This window comes from Paenibacillus sp. FSL R5-0527, from assembly GCF_038008055.1.
In the GTDB taxonomy this organism is placed as follows: Bacteria; Bacillota; Bacilli; order Paenibacillales; family Paenibacillaceae; genus Fontibacillus; species Fontibacillus macerans.
Genome location: NZ_JBBOYI010000001.1, coordinates 7,319,546 through 7,343,336 on the forward strand (window position 1 = coordinate 7,319,546; position 23,791 = coordinate 7,343,336).

The following is a 23,791-nucleotide window of genomic DNA, read 5'->3' on the forward strand; positions in this document are numbered from 1 at the left end:
GGCGCCAATTAAACGGATCGCTCTTTGCCGCCCATCCATTTCACCAGCAAGTTGATTAGCGCCAGAGCAACGATCATGATGAGAATCAGAATCGTACAGTAAGCGCTGGCCACGCCGATCCGGCCCGCCTCGACCTGCGCCAGAATCGACGCCGTAATGAGATTATATTTGGCCGAAATAAGGAAAATCACGGCGCTCATCGCGGTCATGCTTTTGACAAAGCTGTTGACGAGGCCGCTGAAGAAAGCGGACTTGATCAGTGGCAACACTACGCTGGTGAACACTTTACGTCCCCCGGCTCCCAGATTCGTCGCGGCCTCTTCGATGCTCGGGTCGATTTGCTGCAAGGCGGCGATCCCGGAACGAATGCCCACCGGCATGGAACGTACGACGAAGGCGGCCACGATAATCATTCCTGTTCCCGTCAACGCCAGCGGTGCCTTATTGAAGGCAAGAATATAACCGATCCCGATGACCGTGCCCGGCACGGCAATCGACAGCATGCTGATCACCTCCAGCGCCTTTTTGCCGAAGAAACGCTTGCGGACAATCAGGAAGGCGATGATCATCCCCAGCAGACCGGCGACCGGAGTGGCGACGACAGCCAGCGTCAGCGTGTCCTTGATCGCTTTTTGCCCGATGGAGAATACGTATTTGTAATGGTCCAGGGTCAGGCTGTTGTTGATCCCCCACAGCTTGATGAACGATCCGACCGGTACCAGAGCATAAAAAGCGATAACGGCCAGCGACATGATCAAGCAAAAAGCGAATAACCCTTGTTTAACGGCCCCGGACTCAATCATTCTCCGCTGTCCCGTCGGTTTGCCCGTTACCGTGACATAGCTTTTTTTACCCACCCAGAAGTTTTGCAAAATATACACGATAATCGTAACCGTAAGCAAAATCATCGCCAGAGCCGCGCCCGCTTGCAAATTATAGCTTCCGACCGCCTGCAAATAGATTTCCCTGGCAACGGTAGAGTAGTTCCCTCCGATCGTCATCGGATTGCCAAAATCGGCCAGAGATTGGACAAACACTAGTAAAAACGCGTTGGCTATCCCAGGAACCGAGAGCGGCAAAGTAACGCTAAGGAACGTCTTCAACCGGCTGGCCCCCATATTTTGACTCGCTTCCTCCAAAGAAGGGCTGATCGAACGAAGCAGACCCGACAGCGTCAGAAACGCGATTGGAAAAAACGATAGCGTCTGCACCAGCACCAGGCCATGCAGCCCGTATATGTTGGCGTTTTCGAGGCCCAGCAAATTTTTGGTGATCAAGCCCTGTTTTCCGAACAGCAGCATCGCGGATAACGCGATCACAAAGGGCGGAGATATGACCGGTAAAATAGCAATTCCGTTAAACAGCTTCTTAAACGGCACCTTTACATAAGCGAACGTATAGGCGAATACATAGGCGATCGCTGTGGACAGCGTCGACGTCAATACGGCCAGGATCAGGGAATTCACCAGGGATTGCAGCAACCCTCCCCCGGAGAGTACCCGCTGATAACCTTGAATGCCAACCTCGCCGGCGGAGCCGACGAAGCTGGACTTTAGAATCTGGAATAACGGATAGACGATAAAAACGACTAAGCAGAGCATGACCAACACGATCAGAATCGGCAGGAGCGGCTCGCGCTTGAATCTTTTGAACATGGCGCTCATTCCAGCTCTCTCCTCACAGTTATTTTTTGACCTCGGCGCTCCATTTGTCGATCAAGCGCTGGCGTTCCTTTCCGGCTTCAACCACGTCATAATCAATCGTTCTGATATCGGACAGGTTCAAGGCTTGTTCCGGCCCTACCGCATCCGGGTTCGTCAGGTTTTGGAAGCTGCCCACCGTTTTGCCAAGCTCCTGTGCTCCCGGAGACAAGGCCCAATCGACGAATTTTTGCGCGAGCTCCTCGTTTTTCGTGTTTTTGATGATGCCGATTGAGCCTGTCTCATACCCCGTACCGTCTTGTGGGACCGTCAGCACGAGGCTGTCAAAGCCTTCTTCCTGATACTTGATAATGTCATGCGCAAACAAAATACCTACGCCGGCTTCGCCCATGCCGACCATCCGGCCCGGAGCGGCGCCGCTTGTCGTATACTGCTGAATTTGCGGATGCAGGCTTTTGAGGTACTCAAAACCTTTCTCCTCGCTGCCCATCACCTTCAACACCGAATACATGGCCGTGTATGCCGTACCGGAAGAAGCCGGGTCCGCCATAACGATTTCGCCCTTAAACGCCGGATTAAGCAGGTCCGCCCATTTCGTCGGGGCCTGTACGCCTTTCTTCTCCAAAAATTCCTTGTTGGAGGCAAAACCGACAGCGCCTACGTACACGCCGGTCCAGTAGCCTTCCGGGTCTTTATACTTTGCGTCGATTTTCTCGGCAACCGGCGATTGATAAGGCTGCAGCAGCCCCTCGCTTGCCGCTTGCACGAACGTGTCGGCCGGCCCGCCATACCAAACGTCCGCTTGCGGATTGTCTTTTTCGGCCCGAACCTTGGCCAGGATCTCCCCCGCCGACATCCGGATCATGCTGGCTTCGATGCCGGTGTCTTCCGTAAACTTCTTGATGGCGGCTACCGCATGGTCTTCCTGAAAACCAATATAGACCGTCAGCTTGCCTTGAGGCTTGTCCGCAGCGTCTTTCCCCGCCTTATCCCCTGCAGCATGGTTTCCGCCCGCCGATCCGCAGCCTGAAAACAGCATGGCGGCCATCGTCAACGCGGCAACGGAACTGATCCATTTTTTCTTTCTCATCTTGAAATCCCCCTTCGCTATTTATGAGTCAATTATATTGGCTGCGCTTACAATACTGTGAGTCCAAGTCTTTGCCACTTCTTTCGGCAAAAAAACGGACACGCCAAAAAAGCCCGACCCCGCCTCTCCAAGGCGAAATCGGACTTTCTTTATACGGTCGGAAGCTACCCCTTGAACCAACCAAACAACGCATGGACCAGCACGCCGATTACCGAGAAATCGCTGTCGGCAAACGTCGCCCGCAGATAGCCGAGATTCGACAACAGCGGAATCAGAAACACCGGCAGGATCGTGATTGCAAACCCGTGGCATAGAGAGGATACGATCAATCCCTTGCGCCCTCCGATTCTATAGGCGATGACGCCAGCCGTTCCTCCGGAGAAGAAATGCGGAATAACCCCGGGAATAATGACCGTGTACTGAACCTGCAGCAGAACGGCCATCGCCGCCAGCCCTCCGGCAAAGCTGAGCAAAAAGCCGATCATCGCCGAAAACGGCGAAAATTTGAACAATACCGGACAATCCAGGGCGGGAATGGCTCCCGGCACGATCCGGTCGGCAATGCCTTTGAAAGCGGGGACGATTTCGGACAGCAGCATGCGTACGCCGGCCAAAATAACGTAACAGCCGCCTGCGAACCAGGTGGCCTGAATCAGTGAAACCACCAGAATATGCCGGCCGGAGAACATTTCCGCGACCCCGCCGGAAGAGACGAACAGCCCCGAGAAAAGGAATAACACGAACGTAAATACCGTAATCACGACCATATGATCCTGAAAAAAGGACCGCAGCTTTTGCAGTCCCGGCGACTCCGGCGGCTCCGTCCCTTTTTTGAACCAGGAGGCGATAAACCCGCTTAGAACATAGCCGGCGCTGTTGAAATGCCCGAGCGCAAAACCATCGTTTCCCGTTACCCGCCGAACATAAGGCTGCGCGATCAGCGGGGCAAAAGACATGCACAAAGCCAGAACCGCGCCGCCGCTAAGCGCCACCTGCCATAACGGAATGGACATCGACACCAAGACCCCCGCCAGCAAAGAAGCCATGAACAGCATATGATGTCCGGTCAAAAAAATGTATTTCACCGGTGTGAACCGGGCGATCATCAGGTGAACGATCATCCCGGCCAGCATTATGAGCGCGATTTCCTCGCCATAATTGATTTGCGCCAGCGCGGTAATCGTCTCGTTATGCGGAATAATGCCGATTATTTGGAATCCTTTCTGAATGACCGCCGATAAATTGGACAAGGAGGAGCCGGCGGCGTTAGCTCCGATCTGCAATAGTGTGTAACCAAGCATCGTTTTGATCGTACCGTGAATGAGCCTTTGAAACGGCTGCTTCTGCAGCAGCAATCCGACAAACGCGATTAATCCGAGCAGCAGGGCGGGTTCCCCGAGCAGTCCCTTGCTGATGATTTGCGTCGCATTCATGGGTAACCCCCCGTCTTGTGGTAAATTCCGTAAGTTTGTTGCGCTAGTCCAGCCAACTGCGGACCGTAACGCTTTCCATGAGCCGGACTTTTAAATATTGGCGGTCCGTAATGTCCTCCAGCCCGATCGTCTCCGCATTCCCGCCAATGTGCAGCGATTCCATATGGTAGCTGGAGCCTATAATCAAATCGGCATCATCAAAGGCATCAACCGAGGTAATGTCCGTATGTTCGATTTGGGCCTTTATTCCCCACTCCTTCATAAGCGCCTCCACATTCAGCCGGATCATCAGGCTCGTCCCCAGACCGCTGTTGCAAGCAACGATGATCTTTTTCATAAGCCCTCCTTCTCCCGCAGCTTTCGCCACACGCCTTCCGCATCCACGGTTTGCCGCAAATCGGCCATAAATGACTCATCATTCATGACATCAAGCAGCGTTCCGAGCGCGGTCACATGCCGCTCCTTATCGATGGCCGCCAAAGTAATCACAAGCCAAACCGGCTGCGCGGACGGCCCGAACGCCAGCGCCTCGCGAAAGGTCAGCAAACTGAAGCCCGTTCTTGTCACGCACTCCGGCATGTACACGTGGGGAAAAGCCACCCCTGAACGTATAATAAAAGGATGCTTGTTGGAACGAATGATTTCGAGCAGGGCATCCCCGTATTTGGCGTCCGCAACGCCCCTTTCGAGCAGCAGCCGGTTCCCCTCGCGAACGGCGTCCTCCCATGGAACAGGAGCTAGTCCAAGGCGGATGGAGACCGGCGGCAACAGCGAAGTGAGCGCATAGTCCTCATAAGTCCCCTTGTCCACCCCGCTTCCGCCCTGAAACAGATGCAGCAGTTCCTCCAGCAAGCGGTTCCGGTTATGGATATGGGCATTTCGCTCAACCGCTTGAAAAATATCGTTAACCGCTTGCACGGCCGCCGCCGCCGCAGCCGGTTCGCCCGAAGGAGAAACGCCCAGAAAGCCGGCAATTCGCTGCTGATCATGCTGATCGAGCAGCGGCGATACTTTAACCCACGGCACCTGCAGCGGATGGCTGATCTCCATCGTGCTAATCATCGCGTCCGCTTCTCCTAGCGTGATGCTTACGGCTTCCTTATACGAATACGTACCTGCAATATCGACTTGGGGAAAAATAACGGCCATCCGCCGCTTCAGCATCGCCGAAGTGCCGAGACCCGAACCGCATACAATCGCCACGCGCTTGCGCACGGGCGCCTTAGGAGGAATCAGCCCGCTCCCGATATGGAGCATAATATAACCGACCTCGTCCCGGTCGAAGACGATGGACCACGGTTCCATCACCTCGTTCACTACCCGCTCCAGCAAGTTGAGCAGCGTGCCGTACTGCGCCTCCAATTGCCGCATCAGCGGATTTTTCGACTGCAGCCCAAACTTTGCGCGGTAAATGGCCGGCTTCAAATGAATGGCCAAGCCCTGGACAATCTGTTCAGCCATTTGCAGCGGACGGCCCAAAGCCCGCTCGATGCGGATCACCATTTGCTCCGCCAGCTCGGCGATCATCAACTCCTCGGCCGGCAGGCTTTGCTTCTGGGCGCCGAGGATATGCTGGGTAATATAGCCGATTTCCGCCGCGGGCAGCTTTACCCCGAAATGCCTTTCAATCCGCGGCGCCGCTTCCGTCTTGATCTGTTCATATACGTCATGGCCTTGCAGCTCGGAAAGCGATTCACGGTCCATCTCAATCGAATGCGTTTCTTTCAGCCGCTCCATCGCCATCAGCATATGAAGGATCAATGTGGAATATCCGGCGTCCGTAAACTGAACGCCCATCTTTTCCTCCAGTTGTTGTATCGTATCGAACAGCATGGCCGCATCTCCGGCCTCGAACCATTCCTTCCACGGCTGAAGCCGCAAATGGGGTTCTTCCCGCTCCCGCTGATCAAGGATATACCGAAGCAGCCGGTCGTCCGTAATTTCGTCGCGAAGCAAACTTAAATAAGCTCTTCGCTTCAGCTTCTCCGGCCCTTCGATGTAAAGCGCTCCCCGGTCACGGACCAAGGATAGCCCCCACCGCCCGAGCCGCTGCTTAATTTCGTTCAAGTCTTGCAAAAGCGTATTTTTGCTAATCCCGAATTCTTCCATGATCTCCTTGACGGACAGTGCCGCCGCCTGCAAGAGCTGTTTGAGCAACAAGCCGATTCGCTGTTCCGCATCCATATAATCGGGCCGCTGCTCCATATGAACTGCAAGGCGCTCCGACTGACCGGGCCCAAGCCGCAGCCGAACGCCGGCGGAGCGGTCCCGTTCCAGACGCACTCCCCGCTCTCTGAGCCAATCCTCCAGGTGCAGCAAATCGCTCCGTACCGTTCGCAGGGAGATCCCGTAATCATCCGCCAATTTCTGCAGGGGAATAAAGACGGCTCCCTCGCTCTCCATCAGTTGTCCGAGCATTCTCTGTTGTCTGCTTGATATCATAATGTCACCCTGCGGTTCGCAATTTTGTATGCGCTATCATAAATTTATTATTACATATTTGCTTGGCGAGATATAGGGCATTCGTCGAAAAAAGTCGCCGAGCATCATCCGTTAGCGAGGATGCGGCCCCCGCAAACGTAACCGCGGGGCCAGTATCAGACCTGTACCATGGGCCAAGATTCAAAAGAGGCCAACCCGCATCGACGGGTTGGCCTCCGTTAAACCATATGCGCTTATTCGTAGCTGAGTTCCGGATAGATCGGGAATTTATCGGTTAGTTCGACAACTTGCTGACGGGCTTTTGCCAGAGCAGCCTCGTCTTTCGGGTTCTTCAGGACAAGCGCGATAATCTGCCCGATCGACTTCATCGCCTCCTGATCCATGCCCCGCGAGGTTACGGCCGGCGTGCCGATCCGGATGCCGCTCGTTACGAACGGGCTTGTCGGGTCGAACGGAATCGCGTTTTTGTTGACCGTGATGCCGATCGAATCCAGCACATGCTCAGCGTCTTTACCGGTGATGTTCAGGTTGCGGGTATCGACGAGCATCAAATGGTTGTCCGTACCGCCGGATACGATGTTCAGGCCTTCGGCCAGCAACGTTTCGGCCAGCACTTTGGCGTTTTTGACCACATTTTCCGCATAAGTTTTGAAGGAAGGCTGCAGCGCCTCGCCGAGCGCAACCGCTTTGGAAGCGATCACGTGCATCAGCGGTCCGCCTTGCGTGCCCGGGAACACCGCTTTGTCGATCGCGGCCGCCCATGGCTGACGGCATAGGATCAGGCCGCCGCGCGGACCGCGCAGCGTCTTGTGCGTCGTGGTGGTCACAAAATGAGCGTGCGGTACCGGATTCGGATGAAGTCCCGCCGCAACAAGGCCGGCAATATGCGCCATATCGACCATGAACAAAGCCCCTACGTCACTCGCGATCGAGGCCAGCTTCTCGAAATCGATGATCCGCGGATAAGCGCTCGCGCCGGCAACGATCAACCGCGGACGGTGCTTGAAGGCCGCTTTGCGCACTTCATCGTAATCGATCAGGAACGTGTCTTCCTGTACGCCGTATGCCACGAAATTATACAGTAAACCGGATGCGTTGACCGGGCTGCCGTGGGTCAAATGGCCGCCGTGAGCCAGGTTCATCCCCAGCACGGTGTCCCCCGGTTTAAGCGCGGCCAGATAGACCGCCATGTTGGCCTGGGCGCCGGAGTGCGGCTGCACGTTGGCATGCTCGGCGCCGAACAGTTCCTTGGCGCGGTCGCGGGCGATGTTCTCCACGATATCGACGCGTTCACAGCCGCCGTAATAACGTTTGCCCGGATAACCTTCGGCGTATTTGTTGGTGAGCACCGAACCCATCGCTTCCATCACCGCTTCGCTGACGATATTTTCGGAAGCGATCAGCTCGATATTGTTGCGCTGGCGCTTCAGTTCCAGGTTCATCGCTTCCAGCACGGCCGGATCTTGTTTTCTCAAGTTTTCCATTGTTAAATTCCTCCTTGGAATAATATACAATTGCAGATGACTTGTTCCCCATCAAAATCTCATACCCGATTACGAATCACAGCGCGCCTTTACTGGCAATGCGGGGCGTTCCCGTCCGCAGCCTGCGGCAGCGCGTAGACCGCCCGCTCTCCGCCGATCAGCTTCGGGCGCGCCCAGGCTGCGGTCACGCGGGCCATGCCGATCATCCGGCGCGAAGGGCGGAAAGGCACCGCCACACGGCGCAGATGCATCCCGATAAGCGTCTCGCCGATGTCGATCCCGGCGTGAGCCTCCAGGCTCTCGGCCAGGCAAGGATCGGCAAACCGGCGGTAAGCGGCCGCCGCCATCGATCCGCCGGCTTTCGGCACGGGCACGGCCGCCACCTCCGTCAGGCGAAGCCGCTCCAGAACCGTACGCTCCACCACCAGGGCGCGGTTCAAATGCTCGCAGCATTGAAAGGCGAGGTCAAAGCCGAATTTGCCGCGAACCTGCTCGAGCCCGTCAAACAGCGCGGCGGCAATGTCTTCCGCTCCGCCGGTGCCGATTCTGCGGCCCGCCACTTCGCTGGTGCTGGCGCCGACCACCAGCAATTTCCCCGGGCCAAGCTTGGCCGCCGCCGCCAATTCCCCGGCAATTTCCGCCACCTGGTCCCGGATGTTTCCGAGTTCTCCTTTTTCCATGCATCCGGCCTCCTTCAGTCTTAAGTGAAGAACCTCCATAGAGTCTGTCCTTATTATACCTAAAACCACCGGAATTCGTGCCGACAAATCCGCCTCCGCGGCAAACCGTGACGCTTCATGCAACAAAAAAAGAGCAGAACGCAACCGCTGCGTCTTGCTCTTTGCCCAGGCGACCGGCCGTATACTCCGATGCTCCACCGTGGTTTGATCCACTTTTGTCGCCAGTTACATCGGAACCAAAAACTATCTGATCTTAGAATAAAGCATTAGGCCGACAAATGCAACTTCGTTTTCGCTGCGTTATTTCCCCAGCTCTCCGCGCTGCAGTTTATCCGCCAGTTTTTCCAATGCGGCGCCGATTTCGGCCGCCGTCCGGTCGTAATCCGCCCGCGATCCTCCAAACGGGTCGGAAATATCGTAGACCGGCATTCGCTGCTGCAGTTCGTTCAAGCGGCGCTCCTCCGCGTCCGTCCAACCCTGGCCGAGCGCTTTGCCCAGCTCCCGGTCCGCAATGAGACGCTGCAGCTCTTCGCGATCCGCAAGCAGCTTTTCATCGTCTTCGACGAATTCCTTCAAAGTGTATATCTTGTCCGCGGCATGGGGAAATGTGTAAACCACCTGGCGTTTATGGCCTTGCGTCAAGGTCAGAATGAGGTCCGCCCACTCCGCGAGCTCCGCGTGCAGCGGCGTCGACTCGAACGCATCCGTGATGCCCCGCTCCTTCAGTACGGCCTCCGCATGCATGGACATCGAAGCGCCCTTTATCGCGGCCACGCCGGCGGACCGTACCTCCACGTCCAAACCGCGTCCCCGCGCAATCTTGCGCAGCAATCCTTCCGCCATCGGGCTGCGGCATGTATTCCCGGTACATACAAACAAAATGCGCATGCCTTTCACCTCCCACGTCCGGATATTTTATCGCGTTTATGATATTTTATCAAAAGATGAACATAAGGCCAAACGCGAGCAAAATCGCTCCCCCGGCCGCTTCTCCGTATTCGCCCATCGTCCTTCCCACCCGGCGGCCCATCACCAGTCCGGCGAGCGACATCAAACCGCCGAAAAAACCGAAGGCCAGCACCGTCAAAATCCAATCGCCATGAAACATGCCAAGCGAGACGCCGACGGAAAAGGAATCGATGCTGACGCTTAACGAAAACAGCAGCACGCCGAACCATGTCCGATGGCTGATCGACTGCACGCCGCCGCCTTTTACCGAGCTGAAGATCATATGAGCGCCCAAGACAAACAGCAGCCCTCCGGCCGCATACCGGGCGAGATGGCCCAGCAATATACCGACGTATTTGCCCGCCAATATGCCGAGCAGAGGCATCAGTACGTGAAACAGAGCCACCGCCGATCCGATGCGGATCGCATCCCGCGACCGGACCCCTCTCATTCCGATGCCGATACCCAGCGACAATGCATCCATCCCCAGAGCCACCGCCATCAGCAGAATGGTAAAAAGCTCTCCCAGCCGCGCGTATACCTCCGTCATCATCGGTATCCTCCATGTCCGTGTATTTTGTACAACCATATGCGGACAGGTCCGAATTCATGACATGGACAAGGCGAACGGGCGCCTGGCGCTTGTGATTCTGTCAGTTATAGTGCGGGTTCAAAAACATAGTTCTACTTCGTGATAAGGAAAATATCTATCGATGTACATTTCTAGGGAGACAGACCGCGTTTAGCGGTTGTTTTTCTTGCGATATAAGGAAGCTGAGGCTCCGACGTCCATTCTTTCTTATATCTTCAAAAGCTAGCTTTTTGAACTACCTCTTTATACATCGAATAGATCCAGCTGTCTGGGCGGTAGCGCGCGCGCCCTTAGGCCGAGGATCTCCATCATCTCCAGCGCATTTCCCGCGGCATCGCCCCCGGAGTTGTTGTTGAAAATCATGCCGATTTCCCGCGTGCCTTTCCCGGACAGCTCCGAAAGCATGTCCCGCCATTCCAACAACTCTTCGCGCGAGTAGCGGTACAAATTGCGGAGCTCCCGCCAACGGGGCGATCCGCTTTGGCTCCAACCGGCAGCATTGCGGCCGTGCAAGCGGACCAGCGTCAGGTCCGGAGCGGTTGGCTCCAGCACCGTCGGCACCGAACCCTGACCGGACTGGGGCTCGTCGCAAACGACATGAATCCAGCCCTCTTCCCGCATAAACGCCAGCGTGCGCTCCCGCGTCTCCTTCGCAAACCAGCTTTGATGGCGAAACTCCAGCGCCAGCGGGAGCCGTCCCATCCACTTGCGAACGGCGCGCAGTTGGCGGACATGCTCCGGGCTGCAGTCGAACCAGGGCGGAAATTGAAACAGCACCGCCGTGAGACGGCCGGCCTCCACGACCGGCTGAATCGAATCCAGGTAAGCCTGGAACATTTCGCCCGGTCCGCCGTAATTCGTTTTGCCCCGGGAATGCCCGGTCATCCCCTGGTACGCCTTGAGAATAAAGGTCATATCCGCCGGCGTCTCAGCCAGCCAGCGCCGGTACACATCCGTGCCAAGCACGGCGTAAAAGGCGCTGTCCACCTCCACCAGGGAAAAGTAGCGGGCATACCAGGCCAGCTTGTCCCTGGCCGGCGTCCGGGGAGGGTATAAATCGTCGTGATCGCCCCAGCCGGACAGCCCGATCTTGATCATGCTTCATCCCAGCCTTTCCTATGCGCCGGCAGTTGACTTCCGTTCGCGGGCATTCTCAGTCGCAGGTATTTCTACCGTTCATCGGCTTATTCATTCGCCGGCGTCGATGACGCGGTGTCCGGCCGCTTTCAGCAGCCGGTTCATCACTGCGGCGCCGAGTCCCTCCTCGGGACAGGACTCGGCGAGAATATAAGTGACGCCGCATTCGTCGAAGCGGCGGAGCGCCGCGTACAGGCGGTGCGCCGCCGCCGCGAGCTCGGTTTCGCTGCCGAGCGAAAGCGAGCAGTCGGCGCGGTAGGACGGGAGACGCTCGTCGAAGGCGAGCACGCCCGTCTTCTCCCCGCGCGCCGAGGCCGCCGCCAGCTCGGCCTGAATGCGGGCCGCCACGCGGTCTGCGGCCCCGCTCACGATGCGCATTACCCCTTGCGGCGCATAATGGGTGTACTTCATGCCCGGCGCGCGCGGCGCCGGGCTGTCCGCACCGCCGCCCGCCTCGCGCAGGGCGGCGTCAAGCTTCACGCCCGCGCCCGTCACGCGGGCGATTTGTTCCGCCGTGATCCCGCCCGGGCGGAGCACGGTCACGGTGCCGTCACGGCCGGCTTCCACCACCGTCGACTCCAGGCCCACCCCCGTGGGCCCGCCGTCGACGATGCCGTCGATCCGGCCGGACAGGTCCTCGCCCACGTGGCTTGCCAACGTGGGGCTCGGGCGGCCCGACCGGTTGGCGCTGGGCCCCGCCACCGGGCACCCCGCTGCGGCGATCAGCCGCAGCGCCACGTCGTGGGCGGGCATCCGCACGCCCACGGTATCCAGCCCCGCCGTCACGCGGGGCGAGACGACGCCGGGGGCCGCGGGCAGCACCAGCGTCAGCGGCCCGGGCCAAAACGCCTCCATGAGCTTCCGCGCGGTCTCGTTTACCTCCGTAACGAGCCCCTCCAGCTGGCTCATGGACGCGATGTGCACGATCAGCGGATTGTCCGAAGGGCGGCCTTTGGCGGCAAAAATCGCCTCCACCGCCTTCGTGTTCCGCGCATCCGCGCCCAGCCCGTACACCGTCTCCGTCGGGAACGCCACCGTCCCCCCGGCGGCCAGCACCGCGGCCGCTTCAGCCAAAGCCTCGGCGTCCCGCGCGGCCTGGGCAGCCGGGACCGAGGCGGGTTGGCCAGCGCCAACGGTTTGAGCACCTATACCCGCCGCTTTTATTTGTTGATCGGCAGCCGCCCAGGTGGAAGCAACCTTCCACCAGCGGGTTGGCCGTACTTCCCCGGCCGCCGCTGTCCCCGATTGGGGCTTGTCCGCCGGCACCGTCCGGTGTTCCGCCGTCCGTCCGGCGGCGGAATCTGCTCTTCCCTCCCGGCTCGCCCGATCCACATGTTTCTGTCTATCCATTCGTATCGCGTCCTAACTTCAAGTTATTCTTCTATTATACCCGATCACGTCCCGGAGCATAGTACGCAGCAATGAATTACATGTTTACGGCTTCGGCGAATCTTTCGCGGTTTACACCCCCGCCAAAACCCCCGCAACCCAATCGCCCCCCACTTCACATTGGAAAAATCCAATAGATTTCCTCAACCCCCCCCCCCCCCCCCCCCGTTTTACGCCTTTATCCGATCAGAATCGCCCGGTCACGCCGAGAGACGCAAAAAAACCGTACGATACGCTCCGCACGGCCGCTTTTTACTATTATCATCAGTGCATGGTTCAGGCAAACAAACCCGTAACCCAGCCCCCTAACTTGGTCAGCATGTCCCATAAGAAAAACCGCACCTCGACTTGATCCGGCTCTACGGGCGAGGCTGCCGAGTCCGCGCCGACACTGCCGCCGGCAGCAGCCGCTAAGCCCGCTTTGTCCGAAGCACCTTTCGCCGCTGCCGCCGCCGTCGTAGCTGCCGTTTTTCCGCCCCCAGCCAGCGCATCCCCGCTGCCGGCGTCGATGAAGCAAAGCGGAGGAAACAGCACGCACCACCAGTTTTTGCCCTTGCCCTCGCCGAGCGTGACGCGCAGCGCTTCGTAATCGCCCGCCGGGTAGACGGCGCCGCCGTACATTTTCGTCGGAAACGGCACAACCCCAAGCTCCACTTTGTAATCGTAGTTTTTCCCGCTTTCCTTCAGCGTTTCCCCTACCTGCTCCTCGATGGCCGGTAAATTGTCGCGAATGATGCGCCGCGCTTCTTCCAGGCTTTGCGGCTGATCCAGCCGGGCGGCCCAGCCGTTCATTTGCTCCACGACGGCATCGCGCACCTTCCGTTTTACGATCTGGTCGCCAGCGCCGTCCGAATTCGCCAGAATGCGCAGCCGGATTGAATCCTGCGGGATCAGCCCCGCAGCCGCCGCGGTATCGTTAGCCTGCCCTTCCCAGGACATCAGCAGCATCGCCAAACTGAAAACCATAAGCGCAAAATTGCGAATATAAGGTCTGTCTTTAGTCATGTCCGTTCTCCCCTTAACCGAATCCTTTATGCTGATGTCTACCAGTATGTCCGGTTAAGAGAGATGTAAACCTATTAATCTATGAAAAAATAATGGCTCAACCTAATAATCAGCGCTTGATAGCCAAGCCGGTAACCGATCGTGGCAAGAAATATCAGCAGTTCAATATCCGCTGTCCGGACGCTTTGCACGATTATCCCGTTTGATCCGGAAGCAGAGAGGAAAATAAGAGAGGAAGATAAATTCAGGAGAGAAAATAGGTTTGGGAAAAGCAGACATGTTCGAGATCGTTAGACAGGTTTGTGAGAAGGAGGTTTAGGGGAAGCGAAGCGACCTGACGGGAGAAATGGGGCAAGACACAGAAAAAATAAAAATGAAAGGACCGTGATTTGCCCCCACCCTCTCCCCCTGAACAAAAGGAATAATCGTGCAAAGCAGCATGCAGGGATACTAAGACACAAACGCTATAGACAGCCCAGCCACCTCAGAGCCAAAGCCATAATTTATTTTGTCAAGCACTGATCCCCAAAATCCCGCTATTTTCTTCAGATGTACAATCAGTTCACTCCAAACTACTCTTGGCTTTCAAGGAAGCGTACCGGTCGGAAGGGATATTGTTCTCCTCTTCCTTTTCATGGCCGTGGATGCGGATGCTCATCGCCACTCCGATGCTCGCCATATTGATCAGCAGCGAGGTACCGCCGTAGCTGATAAAAGGCAAGGTGATACCCGTAAGCGGCATAAGTCCGATAAACATCCCGATATTTTCGAAAATCTGGTACAGCAGCATCGCGACGATGCCGACGATCAGATAGGGGCCGCCGGTGTCGCGGCATTCCAGAGAGATCAGAATCAGCCGGTGGATCAGCACAAAATAAAGCAGAAGCAGCACCGAACTGCCGAGAAAACCGAACTCCTCGGCGATCACGACGAAGATGGAATCCGAATACGTCAGCGGCACGCGCTCCGATTGCACGGTCTCGCCCTTCATGTACCCTTCCCCGGTCATTCCCCCGGAAGCGATGGCCAGTTTGGCGTTTCTTGTATGGTAGGAAGCGTCTTCCGACGCTTTTTCCGGCATCAGCCACGGGTCGATCCGGTTGATCCAATGCTCCCGGCCGATCTCTACGAAGAAGTTGTATACCTGGTCATGGTAAGTCTTGTAGGCGGTAATCCCGCCGAAAACCGTACCGGCAAAAATCGCCAAGGCAATCAGCGCATGCGTATATTTAATGTTGCCGATCCACAGCATCCCGGCCAGGATCACCACGTAGCTGAGCGCGTTCCCGAGGTCGTTTTGCGCCATGACCGCCAGAAACGGAATAAACGTCAGCAGACAGATCGGCACCACATCGCGCCAGAACGAAAGGCGCGGCTTCCGCTTGCGCAGCAGCATGAAACCGAGAAAAACAACCAGGAGCAGTTTAAAAAATTCCGCCGGCTGAAAACTCTGGTTGATTACCGGAATGGTGATCCAGCCGGTAGCGTTATAGTAAGTGTTGCCGATAAACATTACGACGACGAGCAGCCCGAATCCGAACAAGTATAAATAAGGCGCATACTTCATAAGCAGGCGGTAGTCCAGAACGGCAAACCCGAAAAACGCGGCAAACCCCAGCGCATAATAGGCCAGCATACGAAGATGGTAACCGTGGTATTGGGTATGCGAGGTAGCGCTGTACAGCACCGTGATGCTGATCGCCATCAGCAGCAGCAAAATAAACACAATCGTGTAGTCGATCTTTTTGAGTTTGCTCAGCACGTTCATCCTCTTTTCCTTTGATGGCTAATAACACCGTCTATTTACCTGAAGCAGCTCTTATCCCTTATTATACTGTAAAAGAATCCTCATAAAAGCACAAATGTTCCCGTGTGCCAATAAAATCCTACATAAGTACTGCGGCGCCTCGCCGCCGATACGCCATAAAACGGGAAAGGGCGCCGGCGATTTGCTCGTCGGCGCCCTCCGGCAGGCGGCGGAGAAGAGATTAGACGTTCGTAATCAGCGACAGCGTACCGGTTGCGGTTTGCAGGGCCAAAATACCGATCGTTTGGATGTTGCCGATGCTTACCGAAAACGTCGTACCGGAAGTGACGGTGGCGACAAAATCGGGAGCGTTGTAGCGGGTGATGCGCAGTTCCACGTCGCCGGTCGTACTAGCTACCGTAACGATCCCGGCAGCCCCCGGAGCGTCCGCGGCCACAAAATACCCCCGGCCGACTCCGGCCGCTTGCGAATAAGGAAACGTTAAAGTGACTGGCATAAATGAGTCCCCTCCTTTTCGTGGTATACCACAATCTATGAAACTACTTTACATGTGGTAGCGACGATTGAAGGAGAAGATTCGCCTTTTTAGCTCGTCTGGCCGGACCGGGCTTCTTCGTTCGTCTCAGCTCGGCCGCCTTAGCCGATCCCGATCACATGGCGGTCGATGCCGGCCAGGTCGGGAATCGTGACGATTTCCCGCCAATGGCCCGCCGCGCGGAGCATGTCCGCGACCGCGGCGGCCTGGCCCAGGCCGAGCTCGAAGCCGATCAGGCGAGGCGGCTTCGGCAGCAGCGCGAGCTGCGCCAGCATGGCCCGGTAGGGCGCCAGCCCGTCCGGACCGCCGTCGAGCGCGCCGCGCGGCTCGTAGTCCCGCACCTCGGGCTGAAGGTGCGGGATGTCCCCCGCCGGAATATACGGCGGGTTCGACACCACGATGTCCAGCGGCTCGCCGGCAAACGGTTCAAGCAGGTTCCCCCGCTTGAACTCCACCGCCAGGCCGAGCCGCCGGACATTGTCCTGCGCCACCGCGAGAGCGTCCGGCGAGATATCGCTCGCCGCGATGCGCCACGCCGGGCGCAGATGGGCCAGGGCAGCGGCGATCGCCCCGCTGCCGGTGCCGATATCGGCGGCGTAAGGCGCGCCGCCGGGCCACAGCGCATCGCCCTCGGCGGCGATGCGCTCGACGAGCAGCTCCGTTTCCGGGCGGGGAATCAGCACGGCCGGCGCGACCTGAAAGGTCAGGCCGTAAAATTCCTGTTCCCCGATAATGTACTGCGCCGGCTCGCCCGCCGCTTTGCGGCGGATAACCTCCTCCCAGGCGTCCTGTTTGTCCGCCGGGAACGGTTCGCGCAGCGCGGCCAAATACGCCGCCCCGGGCAGGCCAAGCACATGCCGCAGCAGCAGCTCGGCATTGGACTCCGGCTCACGCACACCCGCCGCCGCTAAAAAAGAAGAAGCCTCTTTGCGGGCTTCCCAAATGCTGATCGCTCCGGATAACCGATATCCTTCACTGTTCAATCTATTATTCTCCTTTTTCCATCAATTCCGCCTGTTCGGCGATCGTCAGCGCGGACACGATCTCGTCGATCTCGCCGTTCATGACCTGATCCAGCTTGTGCAGAGTCAAGCCGATGCGATGATCCGTGACCCGGCTTTGCGGGAAGTTGTATGTCCGGATCCGCTCGCTGCGGTCCCCGGTGCCGACCTTGCTTTTCCGCTCGCCGGCGTATTTCGCTTCCTCTTCCTGCCGCTTCATGTCGAAGATGCGGGCGCGCAGCACCTGCAGCGCCTTTTCTTTGTTGGAGTTTTGCGATTTGCCGTCCTGGCAGGTCGCCACGATGCCCGTCGGAATATGCGTCACCCGCACGGCCGACTTCGTCGTGTTGACCGATTGGCCGCCGGCGCCGCTGGAACAAAACGTGTCGACGCGGATATCTTTATCCAAAATTTCGATGTCGACGTCCTCGACTTCCGGCAGCACCGCCACCGTCGAGGTCGACGTATGGATCCGTCCGCCGGACTCCGTAGCGGGGATGCGCTGCACGCGATGCGCCCCGCTTTCGTATTTCAGCTTGCTGTACGCGCCGCGGCCGTTGATCATGAAGATGACCTCTTTAAAGCCGCCGAGGTCGCTTTCGTTCATATCCATCAATTCGACGCGCCAGCCCTGAGAATCGGCGTAGCGGGTGTACATGCGGTACAAATCCGCCGCGAACAAGGCCGCTTCGTCTCCGCCTGCGGCGCCGCGGATTTCTACGATTACGTTTTTATCGTCATTCGGGTCCTTGGGCAGCAGTAAAACGCGGATTTTTTCCTCCAAAGCCTGCTGGCGCGCGGTCAGCTCCTCGATTTCCATCTTCACCATTTCGCGCATCTCGTCGTCCAGCTTCTCGGCTTGCAGCGCCTTGGCCGCTTCCAACTCGCCGATTACTTGTTTATATTCGGTGTACGCCTCATAAGCCGGCTGTAAATCCGATTGTTCTTTGGAATAATCCCGCAGTCGCTTTGCGTCATTCGCCACGTCCGGATCGCAGAGCAGCTCGCTCAGCTTCTCGTACCGGTCGGCTAGGGATTGTAGTCGGTCCAACAAGGAAATCACCTCTCTTATCTCACAATTTCCTGAAAAAGCCCGCTTATCCCGCCTTTAGTCAAAGACTATAAAATGGATAAACGACTTTTTATTATATCATATCACAACGAAAATAACCAACCTTAATATCCGCTCCGTCGCACAAAAAAGACGCTTACCAGGATAAACTCCCCGGTGTAAGCGTCCTCGTTTTTCACAAAATATTAATGCAGTAAGCGCCGCCACTACCGCCAATAAGCTACATGCAGCTATCCTTCCTGTAACAATTATCAGTTTATCCGGTCGGATTTTGTCCTTCCGTTTCTTGTCGGTTGCAGCAACTATTAGTACAATGAGTACAAGTGAAAAAAATAACAAGACTCATATTTTTTATATCTAGCATCGGGTCTTACATGGCCTGGGCAAAAATTCCCTTGATTTCTTCATGCGTGGCTTGAACCGGGTTGGTGGCGCCGCAGGCGTCCTTGAGAGCGTTTTCGGCCAAAACGTCGAAATCTTCCGGCTTTACGCCAAGCTCGCGCAGCCCCGAAGGAATGCCGACGCGCCGGGCCAGTTCTTCGATGGCGCGGATAGCGGCATCCGCGCCCGCTTCCGGGCCTAGGCCGTCCACGCGTTTACCGAGCGTGCGCGCAACGTCGCTCAGACGCGCGGCGCATACCTTGGCGTTAAACCGCTCCACATGCGGCAGCAGCACCGCGTTGCACACGCCGTGCGGCAAATCGTAGAAGCCGCCAAGCTGGTGCGCCATGGCGTGCACATAGCCGAGTCCGGCGTTGTTGAACGCCATCCCGGCGAGGAATTCGGCATAAGCCATCCGGTCGCGCGCTTCCGCATCGTTTCCATCGTCATAGGCGCGCGGCAGATAGTCGCGGATCAGCGCGATGGCCTGCAGAGCGCAAGCATCCGTGATCGGCGTCGCGCTGTTCGATACGTAAGCTTCAATCGCGTGGGTCAGCGCATCCATGCCGGTGGCCGCGGTGAGCGATTTCGGCATGGCCATCATCAGGTCGGGATCGTTGACGGCAATGAGCGGGGTCGTATGTTTGTCGACGATCGCCATTTTGATCTGGCGTTTCTCGTCCGTAATAATGCAAAACATCGTCATTTCGCTGGCCGTTCCCGCCGTCGTGTTGACCGCAATCAGCGGCAGCGCCGGACGTTCGGATTTATCCACGCCCTCATAATCCCCGATTTCGCCGCCGTTGGCGGCGACCAGCGCGATCGCTTTGGCGCAATCATGGGGCGATCCGCCGCCAAGCGAAACGACGAAATCGCAATTTTCTCGTTCAAGCAGGGCAAGGCCGTCTTTGACGTTGGAAACGGTCGGGTTGGGCTGAGTCCCGCTGAAAACCGCATGTTGTATCCCGAGCGGTTCAAGAATTTGCGTTACTTTCTCAACCATGCCGATTTTGACCAAAGGCCCGTCGGTCACGATCAGCGCTTTTTCAAAGCCCAATCTGTGAATTTCCTTCCCCAGATCCTCAAGGGCGCCTGAGCCCATCAGGCTCATCGGGGGCATCATGAACTTCGTTTTGTTGGCCACAACAACCACCTCGTCAGATTTTGATTTTTGTCAATAATGTAAGCAGCTTAGGCTTGTCAAACTAAAAATACCGCGCTGCGGCGGATGAAAACTAACGCTTTCTGCGGGAAAATAATCGGAATTTTAAGCTAAAGGGTGATCGGGATGGAAAAATGCCTGCATCGTTTTGATCGTTATGACGAACTGCATTACGGCTTTGAAACCGAGTTCATTCGGATTCTATATTATGACTTGCCCGAGGCTTATGAGGAAAAGTACACTTCCTACGAATGCTCGAAGCTTTGCACGATTCTCGAAGGAAAGAAGGAAGTCGGCATCAACGGGGCCGACCGGTTCGCATACGGGTCCGAAGAGATGATCCTGCTGCCGCCGGGCTCGTCCGTAGAGATGACGATTCAAGCCCCGACCAAAGCGCTGGTCTTCGAGCTGAGCGGGGTGTTGATCGAGCGGGTAAAGGATACGGTCGCGGAAGAGTTCGACCTTACGGAGGATTCCGGGCCGGAAGAGGTCGTGTTGTGCCGGCCGGGGGAGGCCGCCTTGGTTGCGGAAACCGTCGCCCGGATGCGCCGGTATCTAAGATCCGGCCGGGAAGACAACCGGTTCCTGATCGATCTGGCCGCCCAGGAGATGGCTTATCATTTGCTGCGCCGCCAAATCTGCGCCAAGTGCCTGCGCAGTGACAGCAAGCACCCCGTTTTTCGCGCCATCCGGGATATTCGCGAGCATCTGCCGGCCATCCGGCATGTCAAAGATCTCGCCGATAATTACAATATGTCGCACACCCATTTTACGCATATGTTCAAGCGGATCACCGGGCTTACACCCCATGAATATATCACCAATCAGAAAATGATTTTGGCGCGCTCGCTGCTGCAAACGCAAACGGTTACGGAAGTGGCGTACAATTTGAACTACGAAAACATCTCCCACTTTATCGCCCTGTTCAAAAAAAAGTACGGCATCACCCCGAAGCAGTACCAGTTGAATCGGCAAACGCGTACAGGACACGGTCCGAGTTCTTCCTGACGAAAGCCGCAGGAAAATTTGTACAAAAAAAGAAAGACGCCATCCGGCGTCCTTCTTCAAGCTTATTCAATATAAGATTCAAGCTTACGCTCCATCACTTTGTCAGGTCAATTCCGTTCGGCTGCGGCTGTTCCGCATCACCGGGCCGGCCAGCGGACCGGGCCGCGGCGATTTGAGCGATCAGCTGGTTCTCAAGCCGCGCATTCCACTCCCGGACCATCCCCGGAAGCAGGCAAGCGTCTACGATAACCCATACGGTGAGGGCCAGACCAAAAAGAACAACGGGAATCAGGAACACCAGCGATCCCATGCTGTCGGGCGACTCCACGCTTTCGATGCCCGCCGCGATCGCAAACACAAAGTAAAACACAAACGCAAGAACAGACAGGCAGAGCTGGACGATTCCCGTAGCGATTTTTTTCAGATAAAAACGGTGAACGCCCAGATGGCCTACCAGCAGCATGAGATACGCAAGCACCAAAGACTTTTCCCGCTTGTTCATTTCCAGGTTCAGCACAAGCAATTCATTCGTGGACAGATCGTTTTTCGTCAGCGCCATTAGATAGGGTACTCCGGAGATCTGCCGCGGTCATAAAAAATTTTGTCGATCAAACGGTTTTCCACTTCCGCATTGTGTTGTTTTACCCAAGTGTGCACGAGGAACGCGTCAACGATCCACCAGATGGACGTAACGAACATCCCGATAAGCGTAAGCGACAAAATCAACTGGGCTACCGCCGAACCGGTCCGTCCCATATAGAAACGATGACCTCCAAAAATTCCCAGAAAATACCACAGGACATAAGCCACAACCATGTTTTTCCCCTGGGCTTTCACTTCCGATTCAAGAAGCAGCAGCTCCCGGGTGTCCAACTGGCTTTTTCTGGACATCAAGTAATCCATACTCACAAAAAACTCCTCCTAATCGATAAATAAAGCCAAAGCTGACTCCAGTATACTCATAGCTTTTGAGCAAAACAATACAAATTTTTCCCATTTCCGCGCTTAAATCGAAGGACCTAGGTAAATCTTCCTTAAAGACAAATTCGCAGTCTCCTTGCTGCGGAAATTCAAAAAGCCTTCAAATCCGCTTGAACAAGCGACTTGAAGGCTTCCGCCAGCCCGAATTTACATTATACGTTAAAACGGAAATGCATGATGTCTCCGTCCTGAACGACGTAGTCTTTGCCTTCCAGGCGCAGCTGGCCGCGTTCGCGGGCGGCGTTCATCGAACCGGCGGCGACAAGATCCTCATAGGATACGACCTCGGCCCGAATAAAGCCGCGCTCAAAATCGGAGTGGATAACGCCCGCCGCCCCCGGGGCCTTTGTGCCTTTACGGATCGTCCAGGCGCGGACCTCCTGCACGCCGGCGGTGAAGTACGTATACAAGCCGAGCAGCCGGTATGCGGCCTGGATCAGACGGTCCAACCCGGAGGACTTGAGCCCGAGCTCTTCCAGGAACATCGCTTTGTCCTCGCCGTCGAGCTCGGCGATTTCCGCTTCCACCTTGGCGCTGATCGGCACAACTTCGGCGCCTTCCGCCGCGGCGAATTCTTTCACCTGCTGCACATACGGGTTGTTGTCCGCGTCGGCCACACCGTCTTCGCTGACGTTCGCCGCGTACAGCACCGGCTTGACCGTAAGCAGATGCAGATCGCGCACGAGCAGCTTCTCTTCATCCGTAAGCTCCACGCTGCGCGCCGGCTGGTCGTTGTAGAGCGCCTCCTTGATCCGTTCCAGCACCTCGACTTCCTGGGCGTATTGCTTATTGCCGCCTTTCATATTTTTGCGGGCGCGTTCGATTCTTTTTTCCACGCTTTCCACATCGGCCAAAATCAGCTCCAGATTGATTGTCTGGATGTCATTGATCGGGTTGACCTTGCCTTCGACGTGGGTAATATTTTCATCCTCAAAGCAGCGGACGACGTGCACGATCGCATCGACTTCGCGGATGTGGGCCAGGAACTTGTTGCCGAGCCCCTCGCCTTTGCTTGCTCCGCGCACCAGTCCGGCGATATCGACAAATTCAAACGCCGTCGGCACCGTGCGGTTCGGGGTTACCATCTCCGTCAGCTTATCGAGCCGCTCATCCGGCACCTCCACCACGCCGACGTTCGGATCGATCGTGCAAAACGGGTAGTTTGCGGATTCCGCCCCCGCTTGGGTAATCGCGTTAAACAATGTGGATTTTCCGACGTTCGGAAGGCCCACAATCCCACAAGAGAGCATTTTTATATAACAACTCCTTACTAATATATGCGTTAGTCTCATGATATTATATATCATAATACCTTAAAGCAACAAGCATAGGCGGATCAATCGATCTGCCTATCTTATTTCCTATATATATTTATGCCATCCCGCAAGCCCGAAGTATAAGACACAACTACAGCATTTCTTATTGCCAACAAGAAGTAATTTTCTATTTCAAAAACATCGTCTTGACTTAGATGTTTGTTCCCCTTGACGATCCTCATTATATTTTCGTACACTTCCTTATCCTCGTTGTTTAAAAGCGCGTTATTGATTTCGTCGCTGTTCGCTTCGATAACCGGCTCCAACCATTTAATCAACATAAGAGACCATCTCCTATTCCCAAGAAGTTAACAAATTATGGACTGACGACAGACTAAATGATAAAATTGCGACGATACAACTTGTCCGACTGAAAGGAGAATAACTTTGTACTTCTCCCGTGGGAGAAGCTTACTCAAAGTCCGCCTAAAAGAACGGGGTATAAAGCAAGCCGAATTAGCTAGAAGGTCAGGAATATCCCGGCAAATGATATCCCAATACGCTAATAATAAGTCCTCTATGTCCGTTGAAGTAATGAAGACAATCTCATATGTACTAGGATGTCACATGGAGGACCTTTATCAGTGGGAGCGGCACAATAAAGAGTAAGCTTCTCCCCCGGATATTTGTAAGGTGACACTTTACAAACCACCTACTAACCGAAAGCAACCATCCCCTCTCCTTTTTCATTAAACCCCCTCCTATT

The 23,791-nt window shown here is 56.1% G+C and carries 23 protein-coding genes and 1 riboswitch; of the genes, 2 read left to right on the forward strand and 21 right to left on the reverse strand.

Translation table 11 applies throughout. The features are described from left to right. Window positions 1-8: 8 nt before the first annotated feature. From NYE69_RS32990 to yiaY, 17 genes are all read right to left on the reverse strand, one after another. On the reverse strand, window positions 9-1,664 hold the full coding sequence (locus tag NYE69_RS32990; protein ID WP_036619206.1) for an ABC transporter permease: 1,656 nt from the start codon (window positions 1,662-1,664) through the stop codon (window positions 9-11). 19 nt (window positions 1,665-1,683) lie between these two features. Then, on the reverse strand, window positions 1,684-2,751 hold the full coding sequence (locus NYE69_RS32995; RefSeq protein ID WP_036619205.1) for an ABC transporter substrate-binding protein: 1,068 nt from the start codon (window positions 2,749-2,751) through the stop codon (window positions 1,684-1,686). Between the two features lie 164 nt (window positions 2,752-2,915). Then, complete coding sequence (locus NYE69_RS33000) at window positions 2,916-4,184, reverse strand: PTS ascorbate transporter subunit IIC (protein ID WP_124333293.1); 1,269 nt, start codon at window positions 4,182-4,184, stop codon at window positions 2,916-2,918. A gap of 43 nt (window positions 4,185-4,227) precedes the next feature. Then, a complete protein-coding gene (locus tag NYE69_RS33005; protein WP_124333292.1) occupies window positions 4,228-4,521 on the reverse strand; it encodes a PTS sugar transporter subunit IIB in 294 nt (97 codons plus the stop codon). Then, window positions 4,518-6,626: a BglG family transcription antiterminator gene (locus NYE69_RS33010; RefSeq protein ID WP_340930207.1), complete on the reverse strand. Its 2,109-nt coding sequence runs from the start codon at window positions 6,624-6,626 to the stop codon at window positions 4,518-4,520. Before NYE69_RS33010 ends, NYE69_RS33005 begins: the two co-directional genes overlap by 4 nt. Before the next feature lie 233 nt (window positions 6,627-6,859). After that, window positions 6,860-8,110 carry a serine hydroxymethyltransferase gene (gene glyA / locus NYE69_RS33015; protein WP_036619201.1) on the reverse strand — a complete coding sequence of 417 codons (1,251 nt, stop codon included), beginning with the start codon at window positions 8,108-8,110 and terminating at the stop codon, window positions 6,860-6,862. A gap of 89 nt (window positions 8,111-8,199) precedes the next feature. Continuing rightward, entirely contained in the window at window positions 8,200-8,790 is a 591-nt protein-coding gene (locus NYE69_RS33020) for a TIGR01440 family protein (RefSeq protein ID WP_036619200.1), read from the reverse strand. Window positions 8,791-8,946: 156 nt separating this feature from the next. Next, a riboswitch (ZMP/ZTP riboswitch) is annotated at window positions 8,947-9,029 on the reverse strand. A gap of 61 nt (window positions 9,030-9,090) precedes the next feature. Next, window positions 9,091-9,678, reverse strand: coding sequence for a low molecular weight protein arginine phosphatase (locus tag NYE69_RS33025; protein WP_240752163.1), 588 nt, complete (start codon window positions 9,676-9,678; stop codon window positions 9,091-9,093). A 49-nt stretch (window positions 9,679-9,727) separates the two neighbouring features. Next, entirely contained in the window at window positions 9,728-10,288 is a 561-nt protein-coding gene (locus tag NYE69_RS33030; protein WP_036627415.1) for a manganese efflux pump MntP, read from the reverse strand. A gap of 285 nt (window positions 10,289-10,573) precedes the next feature. After that, window positions 10,574-11,428: a DUF72 domain-containing protein gene (locus NYE69_RS33035; RefSeq protein ID WP_155621131.1), complete on the reverse strand. Its 855-nt coding sequence runs from the start codon at window positions 11,426-11,428 to the stop codon at window positions 10,574-10,576. A 90-nt stretch (window positions 11,429-11,518) separates the two neighbouring features. Further along, the gene (locus NYE69_RS33040) at window positions 11,519-12,817 is read right to left on the reverse strand and encodes an L-threonylcarbamoyladenylate synthase (protein WP_371861048.1); all 1,299 of its coding nucleotides are present in this window, start codon (window positions 12,815-12,817) and stop codon (window positions 11,519-11,521) included. Between the two features lie 315 nt (window positions 12,818-13,132). After that, window positions 13,133-13,861, reverse strand: a complete 729-nt coding sequence (gene spoIIR, locus NYE69_RS33045) for a stage II sporulation protein R (RefSeq protein ID WP_036619195.1) — start codon at window positions 13,859-13,861, stop codon at window positions 13,133-13,135. Between the two features lie 562 nt (window positions 13,862-14,423). Further along, window positions 14,424-15,623, reverse strand: a complete 1,200-nt coding sequence (locus NYE69_RS33050) for an FtsW/RodA/SpoVE family cell cycle protein (RefSeq protein WP_036627411.1) — start codon at window positions 15,621-15,623, stop codon at window positions 14,424-14,426. Between the two features lie 226 nt (window positions 15,624-15,849). Next, on the reverse strand, window positions 15,850-16,125 hold the full coding sequence (locus tag NYE69_RS33055; protein WP_051985215.1) for a hypothetical protein: 276 nt from the start codon (window positions 16,123-16,125) through the stop codon (window positions 15,850-15,852). A 140-nt stretch (window positions 16,126-16,265) separates the two neighbouring features. Beyond that, the gene (gene prmC / locus NYE69_RS33060) at window positions 16,266-17,147 is read right to left on the reverse strand and encodes a peptide chain release factor N(5)-glutamine methyltransferase (RefSeq protein WP_036619193.1); all 882 of its coding nucleotides are present in this window, start codon (window positions 17,145-17,147) and stop codon (window positions 16,266-16,268) included. A gap of 4 nt (window positions 17,148-17,151) precedes the next feature. Continuing rightward, window positions 17,152-18,219, reverse strand: a complete 1,068-nt coding sequence (gene prfA, locus NYE69_RS33065; RefSeq protein ID WP_036619192.1) for a peptide chain release factor 1 — start codon at window positions 18,217-18,219, stop codon at window positions 17,152-17,154. Between the two features lie 388 nt (window positions 18,220-18,607). Next, window positions 18,608-19,741 (reverse strand): L-threonine dehydrogenase, encoded by a 1,134-nt coding sequence (gene yiaY / locus NYE69_RS33070; protein ID WP_036627409.1) that lies wholly within the window; start codon window positions 19,739-19,741, stop codon window positions 18,608-18,610. Between the two features lie 165 nt (window positions 19,742-19,906). On the opposite strand from yiaY, the gene NYE69_RS33075 reads away from it, so the two are divergent. Next, window positions 19,907-20,788 carry a helix-turn-helix domain-containing protein gene (locus tag NYE69_RS33075; RefSeq protein ID WP_036619191.1) on the forward strand — a complete coding sequence of 294 codons (882 nt, stop codon included), beginning with the start codon at window positions 19,907-19,909 and terminating at the stop codon, window positions 20,786-20,788. A gap of 94 nt (window positions 20,789-20,882) precedes the next feature. On the opposite strand, the gene NYE69_RS33080 is transcribed toward NYE69_RS33075, so the two are convergent. From NYE69_RS33080 to NYE69_RS33095, 4 genes are all read right to left on the reverse strand, one after another. After that, window positions 20,883-21,347 (reverse strand): TM2 domain-containing protein, encoded by a 465-nt coding sequence (locus NYE69_RS33080; protein ID WP_051985214.1) that lies wholly within the window; start codon window positions 21,345-21,347, stop codon window positions 20,883-20,885. Continuing rightward, window positions 21,347-21,691, reverse strand: a complete 345-nt coding sequence (locus tag NYE69_RS33085; protein WP_036619190.1) for a TM2 domain-containing protein — start codon at window positions 21,689-21,691, stop codon at window positions 21,347-21,349. Before NYE69_RS33085 ends, NYE69_RS33080 begins: the two co-directional genes overlap by 1 nt. Before the next feature lie 230 nt (window positions 21,692-21,921). After that, the gene (gene ychF / locus NYE69_RS33090) at window positions 21,922-23,019 is read right to left on the reverse strand and encodes a redox-regulated ATPase YchF (protein ID WP_340930212.1); all 1,098 of its coding nucleotides are present in this window, start codon (window positions 23,017-23,019) and stop codon (window positions 21,922-21,924) included. A 104-nt stretch (window positions 23,020-23,123) separates the two neighbouring features. Beyond that, complete coding sequence (locus tag NYE69_RS33095) at window positions 23,124-23,366, reverse strand: hypothetical protein (RefSeq protein ID WP_340930214.1); 243 nt, start codon at window positions 23,364-23,366, stop codon at window positions 23,124-23,126. 106 nt (window positions 23,367-23,472) lie between these two features. Between NYE69_RS33095 and NYE69_RS33100 the strand changes: the two genes are divergently transcribed. Continuing rightward, window positions 23,473-23,694, forward strand: a complete 222-nt coding sequence (locus NYE69_RS33100) for a helix-turn-helix transcriptional regulator (protein WP_340930216.1) — start codon at window positions 23,473-23,475, stop codon at window positions 23,692-23,694. Window positions 23,695-23,791: the final 97 nt, after the last annotated feature.

What these genes read in the sequence shown, in the direction of transcription:
- ychF (WP_340930212.1), bottom strand. Translation starts at nt 23,019, where the DNA reads ATGCTCTCTTGTGGGATTGTGGGCCTTCCGAACGTCGGAAAATCCACA.
- NYE69_RS33000 (WP_124333293.1), bottom strand. Translation starts at nt 4,184, where the DNA reads ATGAATGCGACGCAAATCATCAGCAAGGGACTGCTCGGGGAACCCGCC.
- NYE69_RS33030 (WP_036627415.1), bottom strand. Translation starts at nt 10,288, where the DNA reads ATGACGGAGGTATACGCGCGGCTGGGAGAGCTTTTTACCATTCTGCTG.
- NYE69_RS32990 (WP_036619206.1), bottom strand. Translation starts at nt 1,664, where the DNA reads ATGAGCGCCATGTTCAAAAGATTCAAGCGCGAGCCGCTCCTGCCGATT.
- NYE69_RS32995 (WP_036619205.1), bottom strand. Translation starts at nt 2,751, where the DNA reads ATGAGAAAGAAAAAATGGATCAGTTCCGTTGCCGCGTTGACGATGGCC.
- NYE69_RS33085 (WP_036619190.1), bottom strand. Translation starts at nt 21,691, where the DNA reads ATGGATTACTTGATGTCCAGAAAAAGCCAGTTGGACACCCGGGAGCTG.
- glyA (WP_036619201.1), bottom strand. Translation starts at nt 8,110, where the DNA reads ATGGAAAACTTGAGAAAACAAGATCCGGCCGTGCTGGAAGCGATGAAC.
- NYE69_RS33055 (WP_051985215.1), bottom strand. Translation starts at nt 16,125, where the DNA reads ATGCCAGTCACTTTAACGTTTCCTTATTCGCAAGCGGCCGGAGTCGGC.
- NYE69_RS33005 (WP_124333292.1), bottom strand. Translation starts at nt 4,521, where the DNA reads ATGAAAAAGATCATCGTTGCTTGCAACAGCGGTCTGGGGACGAGCCTG.
- NYE69_RS33010 (WP_340930207.1), bottom strand. Translation starts at nt 6,626, where the DNA reads ATGATATCAAGCAGACAACAGAGAATGCTCGGACAACTGATGGAGAGC.
- NYE69_RS33095 (WP_340930214.1), bottom strand. Translation starts at nt 23,366, where the DNA reads ATGTTGATTAAATGGTTGGAGCCGGTTATCGAAGCGAACAGCGACGAA.
- spoIIR (WP_036619195.1), bottom strand. Translation starts at nt 13,861, where the DNA reads ATGACTAAAGACAGACCTTATATTCGCAATTTTGCGCTTATGGTTTTC.
- NYE69_RS33040 (WP_371861048.1), bottom strand. Translation starts at nt 12,817, where the DNA reads ATGGATAGACAGAAACATGTGGATCGGGCGAGCCGGGAGGGAAGAGCA.
- NYE69_RS33020 (WP_036619200.1), bottom strand. Translation starts at nt 8,790, where the DNA reads ATGGAAAAAGGAGAACTCGGAAACATCCGGGACCAGGTGGCGGAAATT.
- NYE69_RS33035 (WP_155621131.1), bottom strand. Translation starts at nt 11,428, where the DNA reads ATGATCAAGATCGGGCTGTCCGGCTGGGGCGATCACGACGATTTATAC.
- NYE69_RS33025 (WP_240752163.1), bottom strand. Translation starts at nt 9,678, where the DNA reads ATGCGCATTTTGTTTGTATGTACCGGGAATACATGCCGCAGCCCGATG.
- yiaY (WP_036627409.1), bottom strand. Translation starts at nt 19,741, where the DNA reads ATGATGCCCCCGATGAGCCTGATGGGCTCAGGCGCCCTTGAGGATCTG.
- NYE69_RS33080 (WP_051985214.1), bottom strand. Translation starts at nt 21,347, where the DNA reads ATGGCGCTGACGAAAAACGATCTGTCCACGAATGAATTGCTTGTGCTG.
- NYE69_RS33075 (WP_036619191.1), top strand. Translation starts at nt 19,907, where the DNA reads ATGGAAAAATGCCTGCATCGTTTTGATCGTTATGACGAACTGCATTAC.